The 22,542-nt window shown below is 38.9% G+C and carries 22 protein-coding genes and 2 pseudogenes; 18 read left to right on the plus strand and 6 right to left on the minus strand.

What is annotated here, in order from left to right:
- Window positions 1-191: 191 nt before the first annotated feature.
- Together IW492_RS04405 and IW492_RS04410 are read right to left on the minus strand one after the other, a co-directional pair.
- Entirely contained in the window at window positions 192-899 is a 708-nt protein-coding gene (locus IW492_RS04405) for a histidine phosphatase family protein (protein WP_202065760.1), read from the minus strand.
- A gap of 21 nt (window positions 900-920) precedes the next feature.
- Window positions 921-1,550 carry an MBL fold metallo-hydrolase gene (locus tag IW492_RS04410; RefSeq protein ID WP_202065762.1) on the minus strand — a complete coding sequence of 210 codons (630 nt, stop codon included), beginning with the start codon at window positions 1,548-1,550 and terminating at the stop codon, window positions 921-923.
- A 386-nt stretch (window positions 1,551-1,936) separates the two neighbouring features.
- On the opposite strand from IW492_RS04410, the gene guaC reads away from it, so the two are divergent.
- The 3 genes from guaC (at window position 1,937) to IW492_RS04425 (ending at window position 4,540) form a co-directional block, all read left to right on the plus strand.
- Window positions 1,937-2,914, plus strand: coding sequence for a GMP reductase (gene guaC / locus IW492_RS04415; RefSeq protein ID WP_202065764.1), 978 nt, complete (start codon window positions 1,937-1,939; stop codon window positions 2,912-2,914).
- Between the two features lie 310 nt (window positions 2,915-3,224).
- Window positions 3,225-3,554 carry a PadR family transcriptional regulator gene (locus IW492_RS04420; RefSeq protein WP_202065766.1) on the plus strand — a complete coding sequence of 110 codons (330 nt, stop codon included), beginning with the start codon at window positions 3,225-3,227 and terminating at the stop codon, window positions 3,552-3,554.
- Window positions 3,554-4,540: a permease prefix domain 1-containing protein gene (locus IW492_RS04425; protein WP_202065767.1), complete on the plus strand. Its 987-nt coding sequence runs from the start codon at window positions 3,554-3,556 to the stop codon at window positions 4,538-4,540. The genes IW492_RS04420 and IW492_RS04425 overlap by 1 nt, the downstream gene beginning before the upstream one ends.
- A gap of 58 nt (window positions 4,541-4,598) precedes the next feature.
- On the opposite strand, the gene IW492_RS04430 is transcribed toward IW492_RS04425, so the two are convergent.
- Window positions 4,599-5,135, minus strand: a complete 537-nt coding sequence (locus tag IW492_RS04430) for an ECF transporter S component (protein WP_202065776.1) — start codon at window positions 5,133-5,135, stop codon at window positions 4,599-4,601.
- A 13-nt stretch (window positions 5,136-5,148) separates the two neighbouring features.
- Window positions 5,149-5,970 (minus strand): bifunctional hydroxymethylpyrimidine kinase/phosphomethylpyrimidine kinase, encoded by an 822-nt coding sequence (gene thiD, locus IW492_RS04435; RefSeq protein WP_202065778.1) that lies wholly within the window; start codon window positions 5,968-5,970, stop codon window positions 5,149-5,151.
- A gap of 119 nt (window positions 5,971-6,089) precedes the next feature.
- On the opposite strand from thiD, the gene IW492_RS04440 reads away from it, so the two are divergent.
- From IW492_RS04440 to IW492_RS04460, 5 genes are all read left to right on the plus strand, one after another.
- Complete coding sequence (locus IW492_RS04440) at window positions 6,090-7,535, plus strand: aminotransferase-like domain-containing protein (protein WP_202065780.1); 1,446 nt, start codon at window positions 6,090-6,092, stop codon at window positions 7,533-7,535.
- A 199-nt stretch (window positions 7,536-7,734) separates the two neighbouring features.
- Entirely contained in the window at window positions 7,735-8,460 is a 726-nt protein-coding gene (locus IW492_RS04445; RefSeq protein WP_202065787.1) for a nitroreductase family protein, read from the plus strand.
- Window positions 8,461-8,748: 288 nt separating this feature from the next.
- On the plus strand, window positions 8,749-10,473 hold the full coding sequence (locus tag IW492_RS04450; RefSeq protein ID WP_202065789.1) for a phospho-sugar mutase: 1,725 nt from the start codon (window positions 8,749-8,751) through the stop codon (window positions 10,471-10,473).
- A 146-nt stretch (window positions 10,474-10,619) separates the two neighbouring features.
- Complete coding sequence (gene proC, locus IW492_RS04455; protein WP_202065791.1) at window positions 10,620-11,399, plus strand: pyrroline-5-carboxylate reductase; 780 nt, start codon at window positions 10,620-10,622, stop codon at window positions 11,397-11,399.
- 333 nt (window positions 11,400-11,732) lie between these two features.
- Entirely contained in the window at window positions 11,733-12,020 is a 288-nt protein-coding gene (locus IW492_RS04460) for an ArsR/SmtB family transcription factor (RefSeq protein WP_202065793.1), read from the plus strand.
- A 158-nt stretch (window positions 12,021-12,178) separates the two neighbouring features.
- On the opposite strand, the gene IW492_RS04465 is transcribed toward IW492_RS04460, so the two are convergent.
- Entirely contained in the window at window positions 12,179-12,502 is a 324-nt protein-coding gene (locus IW492_RS04465; RefSeq protein WP_202065796.1) for a helix-turn-helix domain-containing protein, read from the minus strand.
- Window positions 12,503-12,645: 143 nt separating this feature from the next.
- On the opposite strand from IW492_RS04465, the gene IW492_RS04470 reads away from it, so the two are divergent.
- The 6 genes and pseudogenes from IW492_RS04470 (at window position 12,646) to thrB (ending at window position 18,606) form a co-directional block, all read left to right on the plus strand.
- Window positions 12,646-12,900, plus strand: a complete 255-nt coding sequence (locus tag IW492_RS04470) for a type II toxin-antitoxin system RelB/DinJ family antitoxin (RefSeq protein WP_202065798.1) — start codon at window positions 12,646-12,648, stop codon at window positions 12,898-12,900.
- Window positions 12,890-13,102 carry a type II toxin-antitoxin system RelE/ParE family toxin gene (locus IW492_RS04475; protein ID WP_202065800.1) on the plus strand — a complete coding sequence of 71 codons (213 nt, stop codon included), beginning with the start codon at window positions 12,890-12,892 and terminating at the stop codon, window positions 13,100-13,102. Before IW492_RS04470 ends, IW492_RS04475 begins: the two co-directional genes overlap by 11 nt.
- A 243-nt stretch (window positions 13,103-13,345) precedes the next feature.
- Window positions 13,346-14,633: pseudogene (locus IW492_RS04480) on the plus strand (tyrosine-type recombinase/integrase).
- 760 nt (window positions 14,634-15,393) lie between these two features.
- Window positions 15,394-16,683 carry a homoserine dehydrogenase gene (locus IW492_RS04485; protein WP_202065802.1) on the plus strand — a complete coding sequence of 430 codons (1,290 nt, stop codon included), beginning with the start codon at window positions 15,394-15,396 and terminating at the stop codon, window positions 16,681-16,683.
- A gap of 4 nt (window positions 16,684-16,687) precedes the next feature.
- A complete protein-coding gene (gene thrC / locus IW492_RS04490; RefSeq protein ID WP_202065804.1) occupies window positions 16,688-17,746 on the plus strand; it encodes a threonine synthase in 1,059 nt (352 codons plus the stop codon).
- Window positions 17,743-18,606, plus strand: a complete 864-nt coding sequence (gene thrB, locus IW492_RS04495; RefSeq protein WP_202065806.1) for a homoserine kinase — start codon at window positions 17,743-17,745, stop codon at window positions 18,604-18,606. The genes thrC and thrB overlap by 4 nt, the downstream gene beginning before the upstream one ends.
- A gap of 409 nt (window positions 18,607-19,015) precedes the next feature.
- On the opposite strand, the gene IW492_RS04500 is transcribed toward thrB, so the two are convergent.
- Window positions 19,016-19,861, minus strand: coding sequence for a pyruvate, water dikinase regulatory protein (locus IW492_RS04500; RefSeq protein ID WP_202065808.1), 846 nt, complete (start codon window positions 19,859-19,861; stop codon window positions 19,016-19,018).
- 93 nt (window positions 19,862-19,954) lie between these two features.
- Between IW492_RS04500 and IW492_RS04505 the strand changes: the two genes are divergently transcribed.
- The 4 genes and pseudogenes from IW492_RS04505 (at window position 19,955) to IW492_RS04520 (ending at window position 22,537) form a co-directional block, all read left to right on the plus strand.
- The gene (locus IW492_RS04505) at window positions 19,955-20,383 is read left to right on the plus strand and encodes a Fur family transcriptional regulator (RefSeq protein WP_202065810.1); all 429 of its coding nucleotides are present in this window, start codon (window positions 19,955-19,957) and stop codon (window positions 20,381-20,383) included.
- 181 nt (window positions 20,384-20,564) lie between these two features.
- Window positions 20,565-20,741 (plus strand): 30S ribosomal protein S21, encoded by a 177-nt coding sequence (gene rpsU, locus IW492_RS04510; RefSeq protein WP_002356740.1) that lies wholly within the window; start codon window positions 20,565-20,567, stop codon window positions 20,739-20,741.
- 25 nt (window positions 20,742-20,766) lie between these two features.
- A pseudogene (locus IW492_RS04515) lies at window positions 20,767-21,217 on the plus strand (GatB/YqeY domain-containing protein).
- 408 nt (window positions 21,218-21,625) lie between these two features.
- On the plus strand, window positions 21,626-22,537 hold the full coding sequence (locus IW492_RS04520) for a PhoH family protein (protein WP_202066200.1): 912 nt from the start codon (window positions 21,626-21,628) through the stop codon (window positions 22,535-22,537).
- Window positions 22,538-22,542 lie beyond the last annotated feature (5 nt).

Here is a 22,542-nt window from a genome sequence, read left to right on the forward strand (position 1 = left end):
TTTTCTTTGAATGAAGCAGAAGCTATAGAAGTAATAGAAGAAGAATGATTCTATTTTGTGAGATAGTTGGAATGAGAAATAAAATCTTAATACTTTCTTTGGTATTTGCTTAAAGGATACTAATTTAAACAAGCCAAAAAAGAACAGGAAGATTCAGAAAACAAAATCTTGTCTGTTCTATTTGAGCTTTATTATAGTAAATTCTTTTCTTCAAGTTCTTTTTTACCGTCTGCAATATAGTGGAGATCATTAACATCTTCAATAGTAAACGAACCATCCTTATAAGTCAGTGTTGTCACACTGCCGTTTTCCAATCCGATTTGCATAGGCAGGTCGTTATCAATTAGAGACAGCAGGAACGAAATAGTCAGACCATGGGAAACAACCATGATGTTGCCGCCACCATCTTTTTCTCTGTAATGTGCCATATCTTCGAAACCTGACCAGACACGTTCTTTGATCTTTTCATAGGGCTCTGCCCAATTGGAGGTGTCGGCTTTAATGATTGCATCCGCCAAGTTCTTATAACTGATGGTTTCTGACATCATTTCATCATAATTTTTAAATGCTAAAATTCTGGGAACAACCCCCCATAGTTCGCCATCATATCCACCATCTAACGAACCAAAGCACCACTCTCTGATGCGTTTGTCTGTACGATAGGGAATACTTTCCCCCTGCAGATGCTCCTGTAAAATAATTCTTGCCGTCTGCATGGCTCTTCCGCTGTCGCTGGAATAGGCTTCTTTAAAAGGAATTGTTTTTAAGCCGGCACCCAGCTGTTGGATGACCAGTTCTCCTTCAGCAGTCAAAGGTGTATCTGACCAGCCCTGTGTTCGACCGATCGTGTTAAACATTGTTTTTCCATGACGGATAATATAAAGCTTTGTTTCTGTCATTTTTTTCACCTCAGTTAGTTTTTATGATTGGAAAAATGGATTGGTTTTCTTTTCATGTTCAACAGTTGTTGCATCTCCATGACCTGAGTAAACTGGAAATTCACCTGGTAGAGTGAAAAGGTAAGTGGTAATACTGTGAATAAGCTGATCAAAATTACCTGTTGCCAAATCTGTTCTGCCAATGCTTCCTCTAAACAGCGCATCACCACAGACAACAAAATCATCAAAAATAAAGCTGACACTTCCAATAGAATGTCCTGGGGTGGGGACAACAGTAAAGCGCATGCCGCTGATTTCGTATTCTTTCATTTCAAATTCATATTCAGCTGACTGAACGATAATATCCGGAATATCATTATGCCGACCCAATCCGGACAAGTTCATGACAGGATCAGAAAGCCAGCTTTGTTCCAATGGGCTAACATAGACTGGAATGTTGTAATGCTTCCGAAGCTCCTCAACAGCACCGATATGATCATAATGTGTATGGGTCAGTAGGATAGCTGCAGGCTTCTTTCCGGTTTTATCCACTGCTTGAATTAATTTCTGAGCCTCTGCTCCGGGATCGATAATCAGCAAGCCCTCTTCATTGTAAATAAGGTAGCAGTTTTCCTGGATAGGGCCGGTTTTAATTCGCTCAATTTTTAGCATCGTATCAGTACCTTTCTTTATTGTTCTTTTATAAGTATACAACAATTCATGGGAGGAAAACAAAGGTCTGGGATTGTTTTGTCGATAATTTAATCTGATTCAAACAAGCCTTCTTAATTAAAAAGAAAAACGTGGTTGATGAAGACCTGTCTTTTTGGTATTTGTTTATCTAAAAATGAGCTGTTTTTTAGGGACTTAGAGAACTGCTGATAAAAGTAAAATCAAACTTCTTGTAAAAGTCTTTGGATGCGCTAAGAATTCCTTTGACATTCGTCTGAAAATGGTGTAAATTATCATGGGTAGAAAAACCGAACGTTTTTTATTTGATAAAGCTTTTTATTACGTGTTTTTGTCCCGAAACTATTAAATTGCTAGGAGATAGTAGAATGAAAGTTTTTGATTACGAAGATGTTCAACTGATTCCCAACAAATGTATTGTCAACAGTCGTTCTGAATGTGATACAAGTGTAAAGTTAGGTGCGCACACTTTTAAAATGCCTGTCGTTCCTGCGAATATGCAGACGATTATTGATGATAAAATTGCAGAATTTTTAGCTGAAAACGGCTATTTTTATATTATGCACCGCTTTGATGAAGAAGCACGGATTCCGTTTGTTCAGCGAATGAAGAAAAGAGGACTCATTACTTCTATCAGTGTTGGAGTAAAGGAAGAAGAATATGTGTTTGTTGAAGAATTAGCCAAGCAAAATCTGATCCCAGATTATGTAACAATTGATATTGCTCATGGGCATTCCAATGCAGTGATTCGCATGATTCAGCATTTGAAACAGACGCTGCCGACAACATTTGTCATTGCTGGGAATGTAGGAACTCCAGAAGCTGTTAGGGAACTGGAGAATGCGGGAGCGGATGCAACAAAAGTGGGTATCGGACCTGGTAAAGTCTGTATTACGAAAATAAAGACAGGGTTCGGAACCGGCGGCTGGCAGTTGGCAGCATTACGCTGGTGCGGTAAAGCTGCACGTAAACCAATCATTGCAGACGGCGGAATTAGAACGCCTGGTGATGTAGCTAAATCTGTTCGATTTGGAGCGACAATGGTCATGATTGGTTCTTTATTTGCCGGACATGAAGAATCTCCGGGAGAAACAAAAGTAGAAAATGGTGTGGTATACAAGGAATACTTTGGCAGTGCCTCTGAATTTCAAAAAGGGGAAAAGAAAAACGTTGAAGGGAAGAAAATCTGGATTCGTTACAAAGGAAGACTTTCTGACACACTGGTTGAAATGCAGCAGGACCTTCAGTCTTCCATTTCTTATGCCGGCGGGAGAGATTTAGAATCCATCCGCAAAGTTGATTATGTGATTGTGAAAAACTCAATCTTTAATGGAGATACTATTTAGGTTCTGTCTGAAAACTCTAGCGGTAAGTATTTTCGATATTTTTATGGAACTTGTCGTCATAAATTTTCAGATACGCCCTAGTAAAATACAGGAGAGACGACAGTGATGAGTTAGTTATCCATTCCTCTGAAAAAGCCTATCGACTTCTTTAATTAGTTGTTGACAGGCTTTTTATTTATACAGTGATTTTTATCCAAACAAAATAAATAATCTTTTCAACACATTTTACTTTACCTATCGTAGTAATCATGTTAATATAATTACAACGACAGACGTAGTACGTTAGATGAAGTAATTTGGAGGTGATTCAATGATCGGAAGCGATGCAATTAGAGGATATAATGACACATTCATTTTAACGATTCTTTCTGAAGGTGATTCTTATGGATATGAGATTTCCAAACAGATCAGAGAAACCTCTCAGAAAAATTATTCTATAAAAGAAACGACATTGTATTCAGCCTTTACCCGTTTGGAAAAAAACGGATATATTGAATCATACCCGGGACAGGTGACTCATGGGAAAAAGAGGACATATTACAAGATTACAGAATCAGGAGCAGAGTACCTGTTGGAAAAAATTAAGGAATGGCAGTTGACGAAAAAAGTCGTTGAATGCTTTATTAAGGAGGAAGACTGATGAAAACAATTCAAGACTACATAGAAAGCCTATTTCTGGGAATTCAGGAAACTGGGCAGATCAGGAAATTAAAAGAAGATCTTTTGGCCAGTGCCGAGGACAGATATGATGATCTGAAATCACAGGGGAAATCTGAAAATGAAGCAATCGGCGCTGTAATTACTGAATTTGGCAACATTGATGAACTACTGGAAGAAATGAATATGAAGCAGGAATATACTGACGAAACTGGTCAAGAGATTGATGAAATTTCAGTTGAAGAAGCTAACGGATTTTTACAGGTACAAAAGAAAGGTGCTTTGTTTATCGCTCTGGGTGTAATGTCTATTCTGATTGGGTTATCAGCATTTTTCGCAGCAATGGCAATATGGGATAATGGAAGTTTTGAAGAGGCAATAAGCATTGTGGGGCTCTTTCTTGGAGTTGCTGTGGGTGTTCCATTGTTTATCGTTGCCGGCATCAGCATGACCAATAACAAGAAAAATCTGGATGATCGGCTTATTCCGCTTCAGGTGAAAAAAATGGTTGAGAAGATAAAAGGGGACTTTCAGCGTTCTTATGTATTCAGTATTTCGGCTGGAGTGGTTCTTTGTATCTTGGCTGTTATTCCTTTAGGTGCGATGCCTATTTTGGGTGATATGGAAGAATTTCCGCTTCTGGGTATGTCTATTACGTTTCTTCTTGTTTCAGCAGGCGTCTTCCTCTTCATCTATGCAGGAGTTATCATGGGGAGCTTTACTCAGCTGTTAAAGCATAAATACTTTATTTCTGATGAAGATAAATTGGGTCCTCGCGCGAAGGAGGAAAAAAATAGAAAAAAGCCGCAATTCTGGCTGGTTATTGAAAAAATCTATTGGCCGCTTGTTGTTGTCAGCTATCTTTTTCAAAGTTTTATCGCCGGAAACTGGGGGACTTCTTGGATTATTTTTCCAATCGCAGGGATCATTTTTGGAATTCTGGAAAGTATTTTTACCAGTGAAAAATAACTTATTATAAATCCGGTAATAATAAAAGAAGCGTTTGGCTGCCAAACGCTTCTTTTATTTACCTGAAAATAGTAGTCATTGCTTTTTTCAAAGGGAAATACACGAGTGACACAAAAATGATTGTAATTGTCACATTCAAAACTGTTGCAAGCAGCATGGATAAAGCGCTGGAAAATGCTAGTTGAAAGCTGCTGCCTGCAAATAGGGCCAATGCTGTATTTTTCAGCTGTGTCATAATAATTTTCGCAATCCCTGTCACGATTGCGACAGTTACTAATTTTTTAATATTATCAATATTATTATGAAAAGCCATCATTGCGATAGCCGCTGCTCCGCCAACAATAAAGCTTTCTATGATGAAATAAGGTGCTTCCGCAGCAAAGCCATTCATCAGATCAAAAATTGCAAAGCCCAGACCACCTGCCAAGGCTCCTCTAGTATAGCCTAACAACAAAACGGCGAGCAGCAGGACAGCATTTCCCAGATGAACAAAAGCTCCTGTAGGCAGCGGAATTTTTATCATTGTTCCTAAAATAGTTAAGGCGGTAAATAGTGCTATGAGTACAAGCGACAGTGTCGTATTCTTTTTTGCCATATTCCAGACTCCTTTACTTTGTCATTCGGTTTTCAGCTTGGTTATAAGCACCATGCCAAACATGTCCCAGAAATGGATTAATTTTTTGTCCATTTTCAATAGCTGCTGCAACAAATTCTTTTGCTGTCTGAACCGCCTGTGCCACTGTATACCCTTTTGCCAGTCCGGCAGTAACAGCTGCAGCAAACGTACATCCGGCTCCATGATTGTAATCTGTAGCCAGCTTTTTGTTTTCCAGTAAAGTAAAGGTTTGTCCATCATAAAACAGATCAACTGCATTCTCGGTAGGAAGTCGATGACCGCCTTTTATCACAACAGATTGAGGACCCAATAAAAGAATCTTTTTAGCTGCTTCTTTCATCTGATCAATGGAAGTCAGGGCACCCATTTCGGATAGAATGCCTGCTTCAACCAAATTTGGAGTGGTGATAGTCGCTTTAGGAAGAAGATGTTTAACCATTGCCGCAACATTTTCCGGCTGCAGCAGTTCACTTGTTCCTTTACAGGCCATCACAGGATCAATCACAACATTCTTCATATCAAATTTATCGATATACTGTCTGGTAATTTCGATTGCACCAACCGTTCCGAGCATACCGGTTTTCATACCGTCTAACGCCCCGCCGGCAAAAATTGTTTTTAATTGTTTTTCCACTAGTTCCGGCTCTATAGGGGTCACAAGATGACTCCAGCCTTCATCAGGATTCATGGTAACGATACTCGTCAGAGCAGAAAAACCAAATGTACCAAATTCCTGAAATGTTTTTAAATCGGCTTGAATCCCAGCTCCGCCGCTAGAATCAGACCCCGCCACAGTTAATACTTTCTTTATCATTGCTGTACCTCCCTGATTGAATGTTGTTACAATAGTTATATTCTAGCGCAGCGTTCTATTGACAAAAACAGCCAATTGGATTATTTTTAACTCATCCAATTTTTGCGGAGGAAGTAAGTATGTGGGAATTAAATAAAGAAAAAGGTCTTCCTGTTTACAGAAAAATTATCGAACTGATCCTTTCGTATATTAGAGAAGGGGAACTGCTGCCCGGAGAAAAGCTGCCGGCTGAAAGACGATTGGCAGAAAAGCTTGGTGTCAATCGTTCAACGGTTGTCCATGCATTGGAAGAACTGGAGGATATGGGTTGGCTGATTCGAAAGCAGGGGAGCGGTTCGTTTGTTGCAGAAGGGAAATGGGGAATCGCCTCAACTGCACGGACAGACTGGCGAAGATATCTGGAGCAGAATGCATTTAATAAAACAGAACCGTTTATCGAAAAAATGAATCAGTTAATGAGTGAAAATAGTGATCAGATACTGGATGTTTATACAGGGGAGCTGCCCTTGGAGCTGATTCCCAGCTTTGACATCCCGCCGCTGACTTGGAAGCATTTTTTAGAGGAAGAAGAACAGGACGACTTCGGTTATTTACCTCTAAGGGAATCCATTTGCCGAATGGTTGAAAAGGAGTATGACTTTTCTCTTCAGAAGGAGTCGCTGCTCATAACTTCCGGGGCTCAGCAGGCCTTGTTTCTGATTTTGCAGGTTCTTTTAAGAGCGGGAGACAGTGTCGCTATTGAAGACCCGTCTTTCTTTTATGCTCTGCCGATTTTTCAGGCAGCAGGAATTCGACTCTACGGTGTACCAATGGACGATGAGGGAATAGAATTGATGAGTTTGGAGCAGTTAATTCGTCAGCACAGAGTGAAGATGGTCATGGTAAATCCCTCCTTTCAAAATCCGACGGGGAAAGTAATGGGCGTTAGGCGGCGACAGGAGCTGGTTAAGCTGTGTCAAAAATATCAAATCCCTATTGTAGAGGATGATGTATTTGGTCAATTAAGTGAAATTTCTGCAATACAGATTCCCCCCCTGAAAAAATTAGATCCTGAGAATGTTCTTTATATAGGGTCACTGTCTAAAATATTAGGCTCTACAACGAAAATCGGTTGGCTGAGTGCGCCGCCGTCAGTCAATCGACAAATTGCTGAAGCGAGAAAAATAATGGATTTTTCATTAAGTATTTTCCCGCAGCTGCTTGGTAATATTGCATTAAATGATCCATCATTTGATGAAAAGCTTTCTTTACTGAAAAATGAAGTTCATCAACGCGGAGAGGCAGTTTACACTGTTTTGAAAAAGCTGGAATGCTGGAAAGTGGAGAAACCGCAGGGAGGCTTTTACCTATGGGCGACTTTCCTGGGAAAAGAGCTTAAACAAAATGACTGGCAGCAGTTTCTCAGAGAAGGGCTGCTGGCGGCACCTGGTTTTCTGTTTAGCAGAGATCGAAACAGTGTACGTATCAACTTTTCGAGAGTTTCAGCAGAACAGCTTCCGCTATTCAGACAAAAGATAGAGAAAATATCAGAAAGTATTTTTAAAACCAGTGAGAGCAGAAAATGACGATTAGCTGTTTAGAATTTAAGCTTTTTTGAACAAATATTGCTGCTGCCAACGCTCAGTTAAAATAATACTAGTTGAGAAGATTTTACAAACATTGTCCATCGGCTCGTTTGTTGGAAAAAGCAGAATAAAAAAACTCAGTTTCTGAGCTGGAATTCACCGTAAATATGATAGAATAAACTGGAATGGAGGGAAAAGTATGAATGAAACAATGAAGGTATTAGTGAATAGAAAGACACATAGAGATTTTGATGAGCAGTATGTTATACCGGAGGAAGCGCTGAATTCCATTTTAAAAGCAGCCAGACAGGCACCCAGCTGGATGAATGGTCAGTTTTACAGCATCTTTGTCATTCGGGATGAACAGATAAGAAAACAACTTGTAGAATGGAATCCCGGGAACCCTCATATGTTGAAAAGTTCTGTTTTCCTCATTTTTGCCGGTGATCTATACCGGACACAATGTGTCAGCGAAGAATACGGAGTAGAAAATTTGACTTCTGAAAGTATTGATTCTACTCTGATTGCTGCAACAGATGCTGCATTGGCATTGGGAAGTGCTGTGACTGCTGTTGAAAGCATGGGGTTGGGCTCTGTTGTGGTTGGAAGTATTCGCAAACATGGGAAAGAAATCAGCGAACTGCTGGAAATGCCTGCGGGAATGTTTCCATTGTTTGGTTTGAGTATCGGTAAGCCGACTGTTGAAATGAAAGTGAAACCAAGGCTTCCGAAAGAGACGATAATTTTCCATGAAAAATTTACATCTTATCCGTATACCTTAATAGAAGAATACGATGAGACCATGGAAAAATTTGGAGAAGTCCGTGAAACAAAATTATGGAGTAAGAAATTTGCCGATTATTTTTCATCCAAACCAAATCGGTTGATTGATCAACTGTTGAAACTTAAAAGGGTATTTAAATAGAAATAAATCGGATATTGAGATTAACTGGGATCTGGCTGGAAGCTGTTGAAGAAACGAAAATTTCAGGGATTTTAAATGCAAAGACTTGCTCCTACGCTTCTTCGAATGCTCGTCGCAGGTCTGATGGTCATACAAGGCATGCTGAAATAATTATTTTCAGTACAACATTCAGTAACGCTATATATTTCCTTTGGCTGCTTACGGTTTTTTATTACATTACTTTCTTAAGCGAAGAAGGAATGCTATACTGTTAGAAGAAAAAAACAAAGTATGAGAGGGGTTTTATTCATGTCTTGGGAACAAGTATATGAGCAATGGCTAAATGAAGAAAATTTACCTGCAGAATTGAAAGAGGAGCTTAATTCACTTGCTGATGACAGTGAAAAATGCCAGGATGCATTTTATGCTCCTTTGGAATTTGGGACAGCAGGAATGCGGGGGATTTTGGGTGCCGGAATTAACCGAATGAATATCTTCACTATTCGTCAGGCAACTGAAGGTCTGGCGTTGTTTATGGACGGACAGGACGTTGAAACAAAAAAACGCGGGGTGGCAATTGCATATGATTCTCGTCATAAGTCACCTGAATTTGCAATGGAGGCTGCGAAAACATTAGCCCAACACGGAATTCCCGCCTATGTATTTGAAAGTCTGAGACCAACCCCTGAGCTTTCTTTTGCAGTGAGACATCTTAATGCTTTTGCCGGCATCATGATTACTGCTTCTCATAATCCTGCTGAATATAATGGGTATAAAGTTTATGGTGCTGATGGCGGACAAATGCCTCCAGCAGATGCAGATGCTTTAACTACTTATGTTCGTTCAGTAGAAAATCCATTAAAAGTTGAAGTTCTGTCTGAGGAAGAAGGTAAGAACCGTGGCTTGATCACAATTATCGGTGAAGAAGTCGATAAAGAATATCTGAGTAAATTGAAGTCTGTAACGATTAATCAGGAATTAATCAATGAAATGGGCGGAGAATTGAAGCTGATTTATACACCGCTGCATGGAACAGGGAAGATGCTTGGAGAAAAGGCACTGAAGCAAGCTGGCTTTACTCAGTTCTCGCTTGTTTCTGAACAGGCAGTTGCAGATCCTGACTTTACAACAGTTAAGTCTCCAAACCCGGAAGAACATTCAGCTTTTGAATATGCGATTCGTTTGGGGGAAAAAGAAAATGCGGATTTGCTGATTGCGACAGATCCTGATGCGGACCGTTTGGGTGCAGCTGTTCGTCTTCCTGACGGCTCTTATCAGGTTCTAACTGGAAACCAGATTGGTTCTGTTATGCTTCAATATATTCTTGAAGCACATAAACAAGCAGGAACATTACCTGAAAATGCAGTAGTTCTAAAATCCATTGTATCCAGTGAACTGGCAACTGCCATTGCTGAAAAATACAACACAAAAATGGTTGATGTACTGACTGGATTCAAATTTATTGCTGAAAAAATTGAAGAGTACGAAGAAGACCATTCACAGACATTTATGTTTGGGTTTGAGGAAAGCTATGGTTACCTTGTAAAATCATTTGTCCGTGATAAAGATGCCATTCAGGCGCTGGTACTTCTTGCAGAAGTTGCTGCGTATTACAAGAAGCAAGGAAAAACGTTATATGACGGTTTACAGGATATTTTTGCAGAGTATGGCTATTATAAGGAAAAAACAATTTCAGTTACACTGAGTGGAATTGAAGGAAGCCAAAAAATTAAAGAATTAATGGCGAAATTCCGACAAGAAGCACCAAGTGAGTTTGCAGAGGTTTCAGTGACTAAAACAGAAGATTTCAAAGAATTAGTCAGTCGAACTGCGGATGGGAAAGAGGAAAAAATCTTAACGCCGCCGTCTGATGTTCTGAAATATTATATGGAAGATGGCAGCTGGATTGCTATTCGACCTTCCGGTACTGAACCGAAGATTAAATTTTACGTGGCAACTATTGGCACAAGTCATGAGAACGCAGATGAAAAACTTACTGCATTTGAAAATGCAGTAAACAAAATTACTGAATAGCAAAACTCTAATGAGAAGAGGATGGTTAATAATTTGCGTTAAAATTATGCCATCCTTTATTATTTAAGAAAAAAGTTTTTTAGTATACTTTTCCAGCAGAGGTTTTCTTAATTTATACATATGCAGTAAGAAAGGGGAGCAACAAAATGAATATTGGTTTTATCGGCGCAGGACAAATGGGCGGTGCAATGATTGAGGGCTTGCTCAAAGTAAAAACTGTTTCCGCTAAACAGCTTTTTGTGAAGGGCGGTTCCAGCGGCACAGCAGAAAAACTTCAGAAAAAACTTAAATTTCAGCTGGTTCCTGACTACGAGCAGTTTAAAAACTGTAAACTGATTTTTATCGCAACTGGTGCAAAAATTGTTTTGCATGTATTGAAAGAGCTCGCTCCCTTTCTGTCTAAAGACACCGTGCTGATTTCGGTTGCCGCCGGACATACAATAGCAGAGGCTCAGGCAGTTTTAGGGAATGAAAGCTATGTTGTTCATGCTATTCCCAATACCCCAGTCAGCGTAAATGAAGGAATGATTGGTGCAGCTTATTCAGATAATTTGCCGAAAGAAGAAAAGGAAGCGGCTAAAAAGATTTTGGAAAGCCTTGGAAAAGTGGTGGAAGTTCCAGAAGATCTTCTTGGAACTGTCGGAACAGTGGCGGGATGCAGTCCTGCATTTGTAGATGTATTTATGGAAGCTTTGGGTGATGCAGCTGTAATGGAAGGCCTGCCAAGAGCGCTCAGCTATGAGATTGTCGCACAGATGATATTTGGGACGGCTCGACTGGCGATAGAATCCAGAAGACATCCGGCTGAATTAAAAGATGATGTAACTTCTCCGGGAGGAACCACCATTAAAGGAGTTGCCGCTTTAGAAAAAAATGGATTTCGTTATGCGGTCATTGATGCAGTAAGACAGGCAAATAATGCATAGATAACAATTTATATTGAAAAACGCAAAAACTTTGTTATCCTATCCTTCAGCTGTTAAGCTGAGAGCGGTTTGAACTATTCAAAGTAAAAAATCTTATAAGAGCAGTAAAAAACAGTTTCCGGTTTTACAAAATATGAAAACCGAATTAACGGCGGCACAGAAGCAGTTCCTTCGATAATAAACGAAATTGTTGAGAGACACTGTTTTATAAATAAAATGGATGTTGAACAATACCATCTGGTCACTAAAATAAATGAATTTTTTTAGTGAATTTCTTCTTACTGTCAGAAGATAAATGCTTTCGTCCCGACTTCACGGAAAGAGTTGAGAGTTATGGAGTTAACCGAAGAAATTCAACAAGTCAGTCAGCTGTATAAAGTATTAAGTGATCCTACACGATTACGTATTTTACTTGTTTTGAAAAAAGGTGAATTAAATGTAACGGCGATAGCTGCAGAACTTGACATGGAGCAGTCAGCAGTGTCTCATCAATTGAAGCTGCTGAGACAAAGCCGTGTTGTAAAATCAAGAAGAGATGGGAAAACCATTTATTACTCATTAGACGATCATCATGTTATTGATATTTTAACGCAGACCTTTGAACATATTAGTCATCACTAAGGGAATAATAGTTAGGGGGAATGTACGCCTAGAATCCTTGATTTAATAGCATTTGGAGTTAGTTGGAATTGTTTGAAATCAGTTAAAGCGACTTGAACTGTCTCCGAGATTGTCTCCAAAAAAATAACTCTGCCAAGATTTTTTTACTAGGCAGAGTTTTATAATTCTGAAAGCTTCAGTATTTGAGTGAAAAGCTCAATATACTGGGCTTTTTTTGGTGATTTTAGAAGTAAATGCAGTAGCACAGTTAAACTCTCATCTGTCTGTGAAAACGGTAGAAAAAAATCACTTAAAGAAACCTCAAGAGCAGATAATAACTTCACTAGCGTCTCCAGAGACACGTTTCTCTTATTATTTTCAATTAAGTTAATAAACGGAAGGCTTAAATTACAAACCTCAGCTAACTCCCGTTGTGTCATTTTTTTAGCTGCTCTTAGCTTCCTAACCTCGCTTCCAAGATTACTCAAAATATCTTGTTCCATCTAACAGTATCAGTAATAAGCGTCTCCTTGTATTCATTCTCTAGCTCCAAAAAAGCTGGTATACATTAAGTTATATTGGCTCACAACGCTTTACAACGTATATACGATGATGCTATAATAGTTGTAAGAAAGGGGTTGAGAATATGGCACAGTTAAACTTGCGATTAGACGACGAATTAAAAGAAGAATCTGCTAAGTTTTTTAACGATATCGGCATGGATCTCTCCACTGGAATCAAAATTTATTTAACTAAGGTTGTTAAGGAACAAGCTATTCCATTCACGTTATCTCTAGGTCAAGACGATTTATCTCAAGCACTAAAAGAAATTGAAAGTGGCAATTACAAGACCTTTAATAACAAACAAGAGCTGATGGAAGAACTAAACAATGAAGATTAGAACAGCTCCCACATTTGAACGCAACTACAAGGCTTTAAAGAAAAAACATTATGACATGGATAAATTCGAGGTAGTTCTTGACTTGCTATTTAGTCAAGACACTGAGCAACTGGTATGTATTTATAAAGACCATGCCTTAAAAGGAAATAAACAAGGTCTACGAGAATTGCATATTGAAAAGGATTGGTTACTAGTTTATTGAATCGATAATGGTTGTTTAGAATTGTGGCTACTTGCAACTGGCTCACACGACCAAGTTTTTAGGAATACTTAAAGTAGTACCTTTTGAGTTCTAAGGGGTACTCTTTTCGTTTCTCAGAACAAATCAACTTCAGTTATAGTAACATTATAGTTTCCGTTGTATAATAAGGCCTAGGCTATATTTAGTCTGCTGGTACAAGCAATTCTAGGTGTAACGTTATCTAAATCGGAGGATGATTTAGATATGGCAAAAACAAATTTCAAAGGGGTATATGTTAATACCCAAGGACAATTTTATTATGAGATTAGTTTGGGAATTGATAGAATTACGGGTAAACGAGTTAAAGCGAAGTCTCAAAGCTTTGAAAACGGCAGGAAGTTTGAAACAGCTAAAGAAGCTTATACTGAGGCAACTAGATTTATGAACCTTTATTTGCAAAATAATGGCTTCTCAAACCACAACATTACTTATGGACAGTTCATGAAGCAGGATTACATCCCTTTTTATGAATCAGATGTTCAAGAGAGTACCTTTGAATCCCGAAAACCTATGTTAGATGTGCTTGTAAGACGTTTTGGAAAGAAGAAACTTCGTGACTTGACCGTTCAGGATGCTCAAAACTTTAGAACATGGCTTCTTTCTAAAAAAGGCGCTAACTACTCACAAGCATACGCAAGCTTATCTTATGGAACATTCAAGAAAACATGAGAATTTGCTGTAAATTTACAGTATTTGAATGTAAACGTTGCAAGTAAAGTGAAAGCTATTCCAAAAGGTAGAGCTCATGTAGAATATTGGACAAAGAACGACTTTGAAAAAGTCATTACGACTATCTATATAGAGGATTTCTACGACCACCTTATCTTTGTGATGTTATGGGTCTATTTTAATACAGGTGTTCGAGTGAATGAAGGCTGTGCTCTATGGTGGAAAGACGTTAATTTTTCAAAAAGGGAACTGCGAGTTAGCCATATGTTGAAGCTTAAATCAAAAACGAATTGGCATCGCCAAAACTACACTAAAACTGAAGCTGGAAGTCGTATTATCACGCTAGATGATGACACAATTGAAATCTTAAAAGTCTGAAAAAAACGACAGCTTGATATAGGTATTACGACAGATTTCATCTTCAGCTATGATGGTGCTTCTATGATGAAATCAACCCTTTCAAGAAACATTAAGAAATACGCTAAAGAAGCTGGTGTGCCAGAGATTCAGGCTAAAGGGCTACGCCATTCTCATGCTAGTTACTTAATCAATGAGCTAAATGCTAATGTATTGGTCATTTCAAAACGGCTAGGGCACTCTTCACCAGATATTACCTTAAAACACTATGCTCATATGTGGGCAGGAGCCGATAAGGAGCTTGCACTTGATATGACGGGAAGAATTGCCATAAAAACAGCCCAGCAGAAATTTTTCTATTTCAATGGCAATCAAGCAATAAAAGGCATTGTCTCCAAAAATGTCTCCAGAAATAAAAACAACCCCTAAAAGTGCTGTTATACCAAGGGTTACAGATCTTTTATAACAGCATTGGAGTGGGAACGATTTGTTTTAATATAGAATAAACTGTGTAGTAAATCACTATGATTGATTTGTCAGAATAGAGGATGATGATATCTGTTTGGTGCTAGAAGCTGGACTTCTGCCTATACAGTTGTTTATTGTCTATTCAAGTTTGAATGTCTACCCATTCATCAGAGCGTTGTTTCGCATACAGCACAACTATTAAGACCTGCGACGAGTATTCAAAGAAGCGTAGGAGTAAGCTTTTAACATAGGAATGAATTATTGCTAATTCATTTGATTGTCCTACACATATACCATAATTCATCCTCTGGAAGGAAGTAAAAAAGGAGGGTTGAAATTGGTGTTCTTTGCCGAGTGGCTCTCGTTCTGACTGCATGTTTCATGGACTAGAAACATAACTTATTTTTAATTTGGTCGAAACGCTAATAGAACTGGCAGCCCAAGATAAATAAAATTCTGTCACAAACTTTTTAGTGTTCTCAAGTAATCAGTTTAAGCTGGTTTTTTCTTTTAATTTAGTGAGAAATTAGGAGAAAAGGCTAGTTTTTTATTTATCGGTTAGGTATACTAGATACATATTTTATGAGAAAAAAATGAAATATTTCTCATTTTAAATATCGTTAAAAGGACAGCAGGTTCTATTGAAAATCAGGTCTGTTTATAATTGGAAAGAAGAAGATGCCTGGTTTGCAGATTGAACAGCCTGTTTCATTTTTCACTATCCATATACACATTAATTAGTTGGGGGAAATAAAATTATGAAAGAAAAGTTGAAAATCGGTTTACTGGGACTGGGAACAGTAGGTTCCGGTGTTCCAACAATCCTTCAGGAGCATCGTGAGAAGATTTCTCAGGTGACAGGGATGGAAGTAGTTATCAGCAAAGCACTTGTTCGTGATGAAAAGGAAAAACAATATCAGTCTGAACGATTTGATATTGATCTGACTACGGATGTTGAGGAAATCATCAATGACACGGAAATCAGCATTGTTGTGGAACTGATTGGAAAAGTAGAACCGGCTAAAACTTTTATTACAAGAGCGCTTAAGAATGGCAAGCATGTCGTTACGGCAAATAAAGACTTGTTGGCTCAACATGGCAGTGAGCTTGTGGCGTTGGCACAGGAAAATCATTGTGATTTGTATTATGAAGCCAGTGTTGCCGGGGGGATACCCATTCTGCGAACAATAGCAAATAGTCTTGCAGCTGATGATATTCAGAAGGTTCTTGGGATTGTGAACGGGACAACCAACTATATGCTGACAAAGATGCTGTCGGAAAAGAAATCCTACGAGCAAGCGTTGAAAGAAGCACAGGATTTAGGTTTCGCTGAATCTGATCCGACAAATGATGTAGACGGGATTGATGCAGCATACAAAATGGTCATTCTCAGCCAATTTGCGTTTGGAATGAACATTGCACTGGATCAGGTTGACAAAAAAGGGATTAGAGGAATTACTTCCGATGATGTGTCAATAGCGTCTCATTTAGGGTATGAAATTAAGCTGATCGGTTCTTCTGAAAAAAGCAATGGCGGGATTGCTGTTGAAGTGGGCCCAATGCTGGTAGCTAAATCACATCCTTTGGCTTCTGTACGGAATGAATTTAATGCGGTATTTATTAACAGTGCCGGTGTAGGAGAATCTATGTATTACGGACCGGGAGCAGGAGCAAAACCAACTGCAACAAGTGTTGTCAGCGATATCATTACAATTGCAAAAAATATGAATCTGGGGACAACGGGTCATATGTTTAATGAATATCAGCATGAGACAAAATTAACAGACAATGACGGAATTTTTGGGAAATATTACTTCTCAATCGAAGTTCCTGACAAGTCGGGACAAATTTTGCTTCTAACCAAGCTGATGGCTGAAGCAAACGTAAGTCTGGATCAGATGCTTCAACAGAAATCTGATGGGACTCGCGCCAAGGTCGTGTTGATTACACATACGATTACGAAAGAACAGATGCTGAAAGTAACAGATCAAATAGAAGCTGTTTCAGATTTCGAGCTGTTGAATACGTTGAAAGTTTTGGAGGGATGATACAATGTACGAAGGATTACTAAAACAATATAAAGAGTACTTACCGATTACTGAGAAAACACCGATGATTTCTCTGGCAGAAGGCAATACGCCTTTAATTCCATTAAATAATTTATCAAAAGAGCTTGGAATTACTCTTTACGGAAAATATGAAGGATTAAATCCTACTGGTTCATTTAAGGACCGCGGTATGGTTATGGCTGTAGCAAAGGCTGTTGAAGACGGAGCGAAAGCTATTATCTGTGCATCAACAGGAAATACCAGTGCAGCAGCGGCAGCTTATGCGACACGTGCCGGAATCAAAGCCTATGTTATTATTCCTGATGGGAAGATTGCGATGGGAAAACTGGCTCAGGCGATCATTTACGGTGCCGATATTATTTCTATTCCGGGTAACTTTGACGAAGCGCTGAAGGCTGTTAGAGATATTGCACAAACAGAAGCAGTGGCATTAGTCAATTCAGTGAATCCTTATCGTCTTGAAGGGCAGAAAACAGCAGCGTTTGAAGTTTGCGAACAGTTGGGCAAATCTCCGGATGTACTTGCAATTCCTGTTGGGAATGCCGGTAATATTTCTGCTTACTGGAAAGGGTTTAAAGAATGGCATGATGTGAAAGGAACTCTTTTTCCAAGGATGCACGGCTTTGAAGCAGAAGGAGCTGCGGCAATCGTAAAAGGAGAAGTCATCGAACAGCCTGAAACAGTGGCAACAGCGATCCGTATCGGCAATCCAGCCAGCTGGAAACTGGCTGAAGCAGCGAGAGATGAATCAAAAGGATACATTGACAGTGTGACAGATGAAGAAATTTTAAATGCCTATCGCAAAGTAGCTGCACAGGACGGTGTATTTATCGAACCAGGTTCAGCAGCATCTTTGGCGGGAGTTATTCAGCATGTTCAATCCGGAAAAATAAAACAAGGTGAAACGGTTGTAGCTGTCTTTACCGGAAACGGCTTGAAAGATCCGGATACTGCACTGAATGCAGTAGATGTATCGATCTCAAAAATGAGTGATCTCGAAGAAATGCGTCTTCATTTACGTGATGGAGTGGCTAGTTTATGAAGATAAGAGTTCCGGCGACCAGTGCCAATTTAGGACCTGGTTTTGACTCCTGCGGCATTGCGCTGTCTCAGTTCTTGAGTGTTGAAATTGTGAAAGATACAGAAGAGTGGGAGATTGAGCACTCGCTTGGTGAGGAAATCCCCAGGGATAAAAAAAATTTGCTGATTCAAACAGCATTAAAGGTGAATCCTAAATTATCACCAAAGCGGTTGAAGATGACATCGGATATTCCATTAGCAAGAGGATTGGGCAGCAGCTCCAGTGTAATTGTTGCCGGCATTGAACTGGCGAATCGTTTAGGCGGCATGCATTTGTCGCAAAAAGATAAGGTCCAGATTGCGACAGAGATAGAAGGCCACCCTGATAATGTAGCTCCGGCTATATGTGGTGATTTTGTAGTAGCCAGCTATGTAGATGGGGAAGTGCGTTATGTTAAACATCATTTTCCGATGTGTGATGTGATTGCTTATGTTCCCGATCGTGAGCTGCTGACAAAAGAAAGCCGCGAGGTACTTCCTCAAACAATGTCTTATCAGGCAGCAGTCCAGGCCAGCTCCATTGCAAATGTGATGATTGCCGCTATTTTGAATGGTAATCTGCCGCTAGCCGGTGTCATGATGGAAAAGGATCGCTGGCATGAATCTCATAGAAAGCATCTAGTTCCTCATTTAACTGAAATACGCACTCTGGCTCATCAAGTAGGTGTTTATGGTGCCTTTCTAAGTGGAGCAGGACCGACAGTTCTAGTTCTATCTCCAGAAGATAAGACAGACCAGATGATTAAAGAACTTGAAAAATTAACAATGGAGGCTTCCATTCATCTGTTGTCGGTTGATCAGGAAGGTGTCCAGGTATTCTAGATTAGTAAAAAAGACTGGAATGACAAGTCGGTTTCGAAAAGGTACAGGTTTGATTTAACTTTTTGAGACGACTTCATTCTCAGTCTTTTTGTGTTCAAGTGGACGAATAATTTTTACTTTACGTCGAATAAACATGAATTCGCAAGCTCATTCAGCCTGAAGGATGAATGCGAGAAATTATAGTACAATAATAGTGGAAAGGGAAAAAACGCCACTAATTTGGAAAAGTTAGTTATGCCGAATGTCAAACTGGCTTGCTTTATTTCTTGAGAACCCTGAAATATAGCCAATGAGCATGTACATAAAAAGTTGATTTTTCATGGAATGAAGCACTCCTTTCCCAAAAAAGTGCTGGTAGAGATTCTCAAGGAATTCTCTACCAGCACGAAATATCATACAACCATAATTTTTATTCTTCTGCGGAATAGTAGCTGTGATCTTCCAAATGCAAAGCATTTAAAATCATTGCAGCAGTCTCTTCAATTGAAAGAGAGGCTACATTAATTGTTACGCAGTCAAGTTTTTTGTAAAGATCCGCAGCATAAGTTAGTTCTTTCCGGATTTTTTCAATATCTGAATAGGAAGTATCTGCGGGCAAACCATAAGCTCTCATTCGCTCTTTCCGGATGCCGTTCAAGATCTCTGGATCATTTGTAAGCCCTACAATTTTTTTCGGGTCCATTTCCCATAATTCTTTTGGCAGATGTGCTTCTGGGATTAACGGAAGATTAGCAACCTTCAAGTTTTTATTCGCTAAAAATAGACTTAATGGAGTTTTTGATGTTCTTGAAACACCCAGCAGTAAAACATCTGCTTCAAGAAACCCACGAGGATCTTTACCATCATCGTATTTAACCGCAAATTCCATTGCTTCAATCCGATTAAAATAATTTTCATTTAAGTGGTGCAGAGCACCTGCTTCACCGCTTCTGGAGATCCCCGTAAAGCGTTCAATCTCTTCAATAGGAGAGGTTAGAATGTCAAAATGATAAAGTGCATTTTTTTCAAAGAAATCTGTTGCTGTTTTTACAAGCTCCTTACTAATAATTGTGTACAGGATCATTGCATTTTCATTTTTAGCTTCTTCAAGTGCCTGTTCAAGCTTATCCTTTTCTTTGACAAAAGTTCTTCTGTACAAAGAAAAATCCACAGTTGGGAACTGAGCCATGATGGCAGCAGCTTGTTTTGAAGCAGTCTCACCTGCTGAATCAGAAATAACAAAAATAGTAACTGTTTTCTTTTCAGTATTTTCCATAAAAACAACCTTTCTTGATTTTTTTCTGAGATTATTATACCATACAACTTAGGAGATAGTTCGTAATAATTTCGATTTAGAAGGAGCAAAAGTATGAGCCAAGTTAAATCAAAGGTAGAACAGTCGCTTGAAACTATGAAGGAGCATGGTCTGAAATATACAAAAAAAAGAGAAGCCATTATTACATATCTGATAAAAAGGAATCGATACATATCTGCAAAGGAAGTCTATGAGTTCATGAATGGGGAGTATAAGGGCGTGAGCTACGACACGATTTATCGGAATCTGCATGATTTTGAAGAGATGGAGCTGCTTGAAACAACCGATCTAAATGGAGAAAAGAAATATCGGTTTCACTGCAGCCATGAACTTGAGCATCATCACCATTTTATCTGTGTGGTTTGCGGAAAAACAAAGGAAATTCATATGTGTCCGATGCAGTACTTTGAAGAGCAGCTGAATGGCTGCAGTATAGAAGGACATCGATTTGAAATTCTTGGAAGATGTGAAAACTGTCAATGATTTTCAGAAAAAACAGGTTAGAATTTTGAATAAATAAAATATTTTCGTCAATTTTTCATTACAGAGGTTGACGATAAAATGTGCATTAGCTATAATGTAAAAAGGACAGTATTCTATTTATGAATTTACTTTATAAATAAGAAAAACGGTTACTTTTTAAGCCCGGAGGGAGGGAATTACAATGTCAAAAACTGTCGTTCGTAAAAACGAATCTCTTGATGACGCTCTTCGTCGCTTCAAACGTTCCGTTTCAAAAGCGGGTACTCTGCAAGAGTCTCGTAAACGTGAATTCTACGAAAAACCAAGCGTAAAACGCAAGAAAAAATCAGAAGCTGCTAGAAAACGCAAAAAATTCTAGTTTCTGATGAAGTGGAGCTGGTTGCATGTCATTATTGACAACTTTGAATGACGATATTAAAACAGCAATGAAAGCGAAGGACAAAAATTCTTTAGCTGTTCTGCGCTTGTTGAAGACCGGCATTCAAAATGAGCAGATCAACGTAGGCCGTGATTTGAACGGAGACGAAGAATTAACTGTTTTATCTCGTGAGATGAAGCAGAGAAAAGATTCTTTTAATGGAGTTTGAAAAAGCGGGACGTGAAGATCTAGTCGAGAAAGCAAAAATTGAAATTGCAATTGTTGAGAAATATATGCCGGAACAGCTTTCTGAAGAGGATCTTCGGAAGATTGTGACAGCAGCCATTGAAAAAACCGAAGCGACTTCTCAAGCAGAGTTTGGGAAAGTGATGGGTGCAGTGATGCCGCAGATAAAAGGCAAAGCAGATGGTAACTCAGTAAATGCAATGGTCAAAGAGCTATTACAAAAGAATTAAGCAGAAAAGCAGTTGGGAGCTTTCGTTTCCAGCTGTTTTTTCTATTTTTATAAAAAATGCAGGACTTGCTCACTGTTTCTTTCAGCTGATATGATCGGAGTGTCAGATAGTAAATTGAGAGCATTCATTTGGTTTTTCTGCAGAGCTTAATAATTTAATCTTATTATTTTGCTGTTAAATGTTTAAAAGAACATTCTATTTATCATGGTTGTTGACCTAATGTCTTTTGACTATCTTAGAAGAGAATGACAGTTTTTTTAATCAACAATGACTGCTTCTTTTTTATGGAAGAAGAATATGGTATCATTACTAGGAATGTAAATAAAAGGAGCTGGACTTTTTTTGACAGAAAATGGAAATCGTGAAATTTCTATAGAAATTAAATTGACAGATACTGATGATGCGAGCATGCTGTTTGGCACACATGACAAACACTTAAAATTTTTAGAAGAGAATGGTGCCGTAATCATCAATACCAGGGGAGAAGTTATCCAAATTATAGGACAGGAAGAAAATGTTCAGATTGTAGGCTCTGTTTTTCGTTCACTTCAGACACTGATTAGTCGGGGAATCAAAATAGGCACTCCTGATGTAGTGACTGCGTTAAAAATGGCTAAGAATCAGCAGCTTGATGCATTCATAGCAATGTACGAAGAAGAAATCCTAAAAGATCATTACGGAAAATCAATCCGTCCCAAAAGCTCTGGACAGAAGAAATATATAGATGCCATCAAAAATCATGATGTTGTATTTGGAATAGGTCCGGCTGGAACCGGGAAAACATACTTAGCTGTGGTGATGGCTGTAGCTGCTTTAAAAAAAGGGCAGGTTCAGAAGATTATTTTAACTCGTCCGGCTGTCGAAGCAGGAGAAAATCTTGGCTTTCTTCCAGGTGATTTGAAGGAAAAAGTCGATCCGTATCTTCGACCTGTTTATGATGCGCTGTATCAAATTTTCGGTGTGGAACATACGAATCGCCTGATGGAGCGAAATGTGATTGAGATTGCACCGCTAGCCTATATGAGAGGGCGGACGTTAGATGATGCATTTGTCATATTGGATGAAGCACAGAATACGACTGTTGCTCAAATGAAAATGTTTTTGACACGTCTGGGCTTTCAATCAAAAATGATTGTTAATGGGGATACCAGCCAAATCGATTTGCCCCGAGGTGTTGTTAGCGGACTTGTTCATGCAGAGCGGACATTGAGAACGATTAATAAAATCTCGTTTGTTCATTTTGAGACAGGGGATGTAGTAAGACATCCAATCGTGGCAGAGATTATTCGCGCATATGATGAAGAGAAAAATAACTCTTAAAAATT

The organism is Enterococcus sp. BWB1-3 (genome assembly GCF_016745275.1).
In the GTDB taxonomy this organism is placed as follows: Bacteria; Bacillota; Bacilli; order Lactobacillales; family Enterococcaceae; genus Enterococcus_L.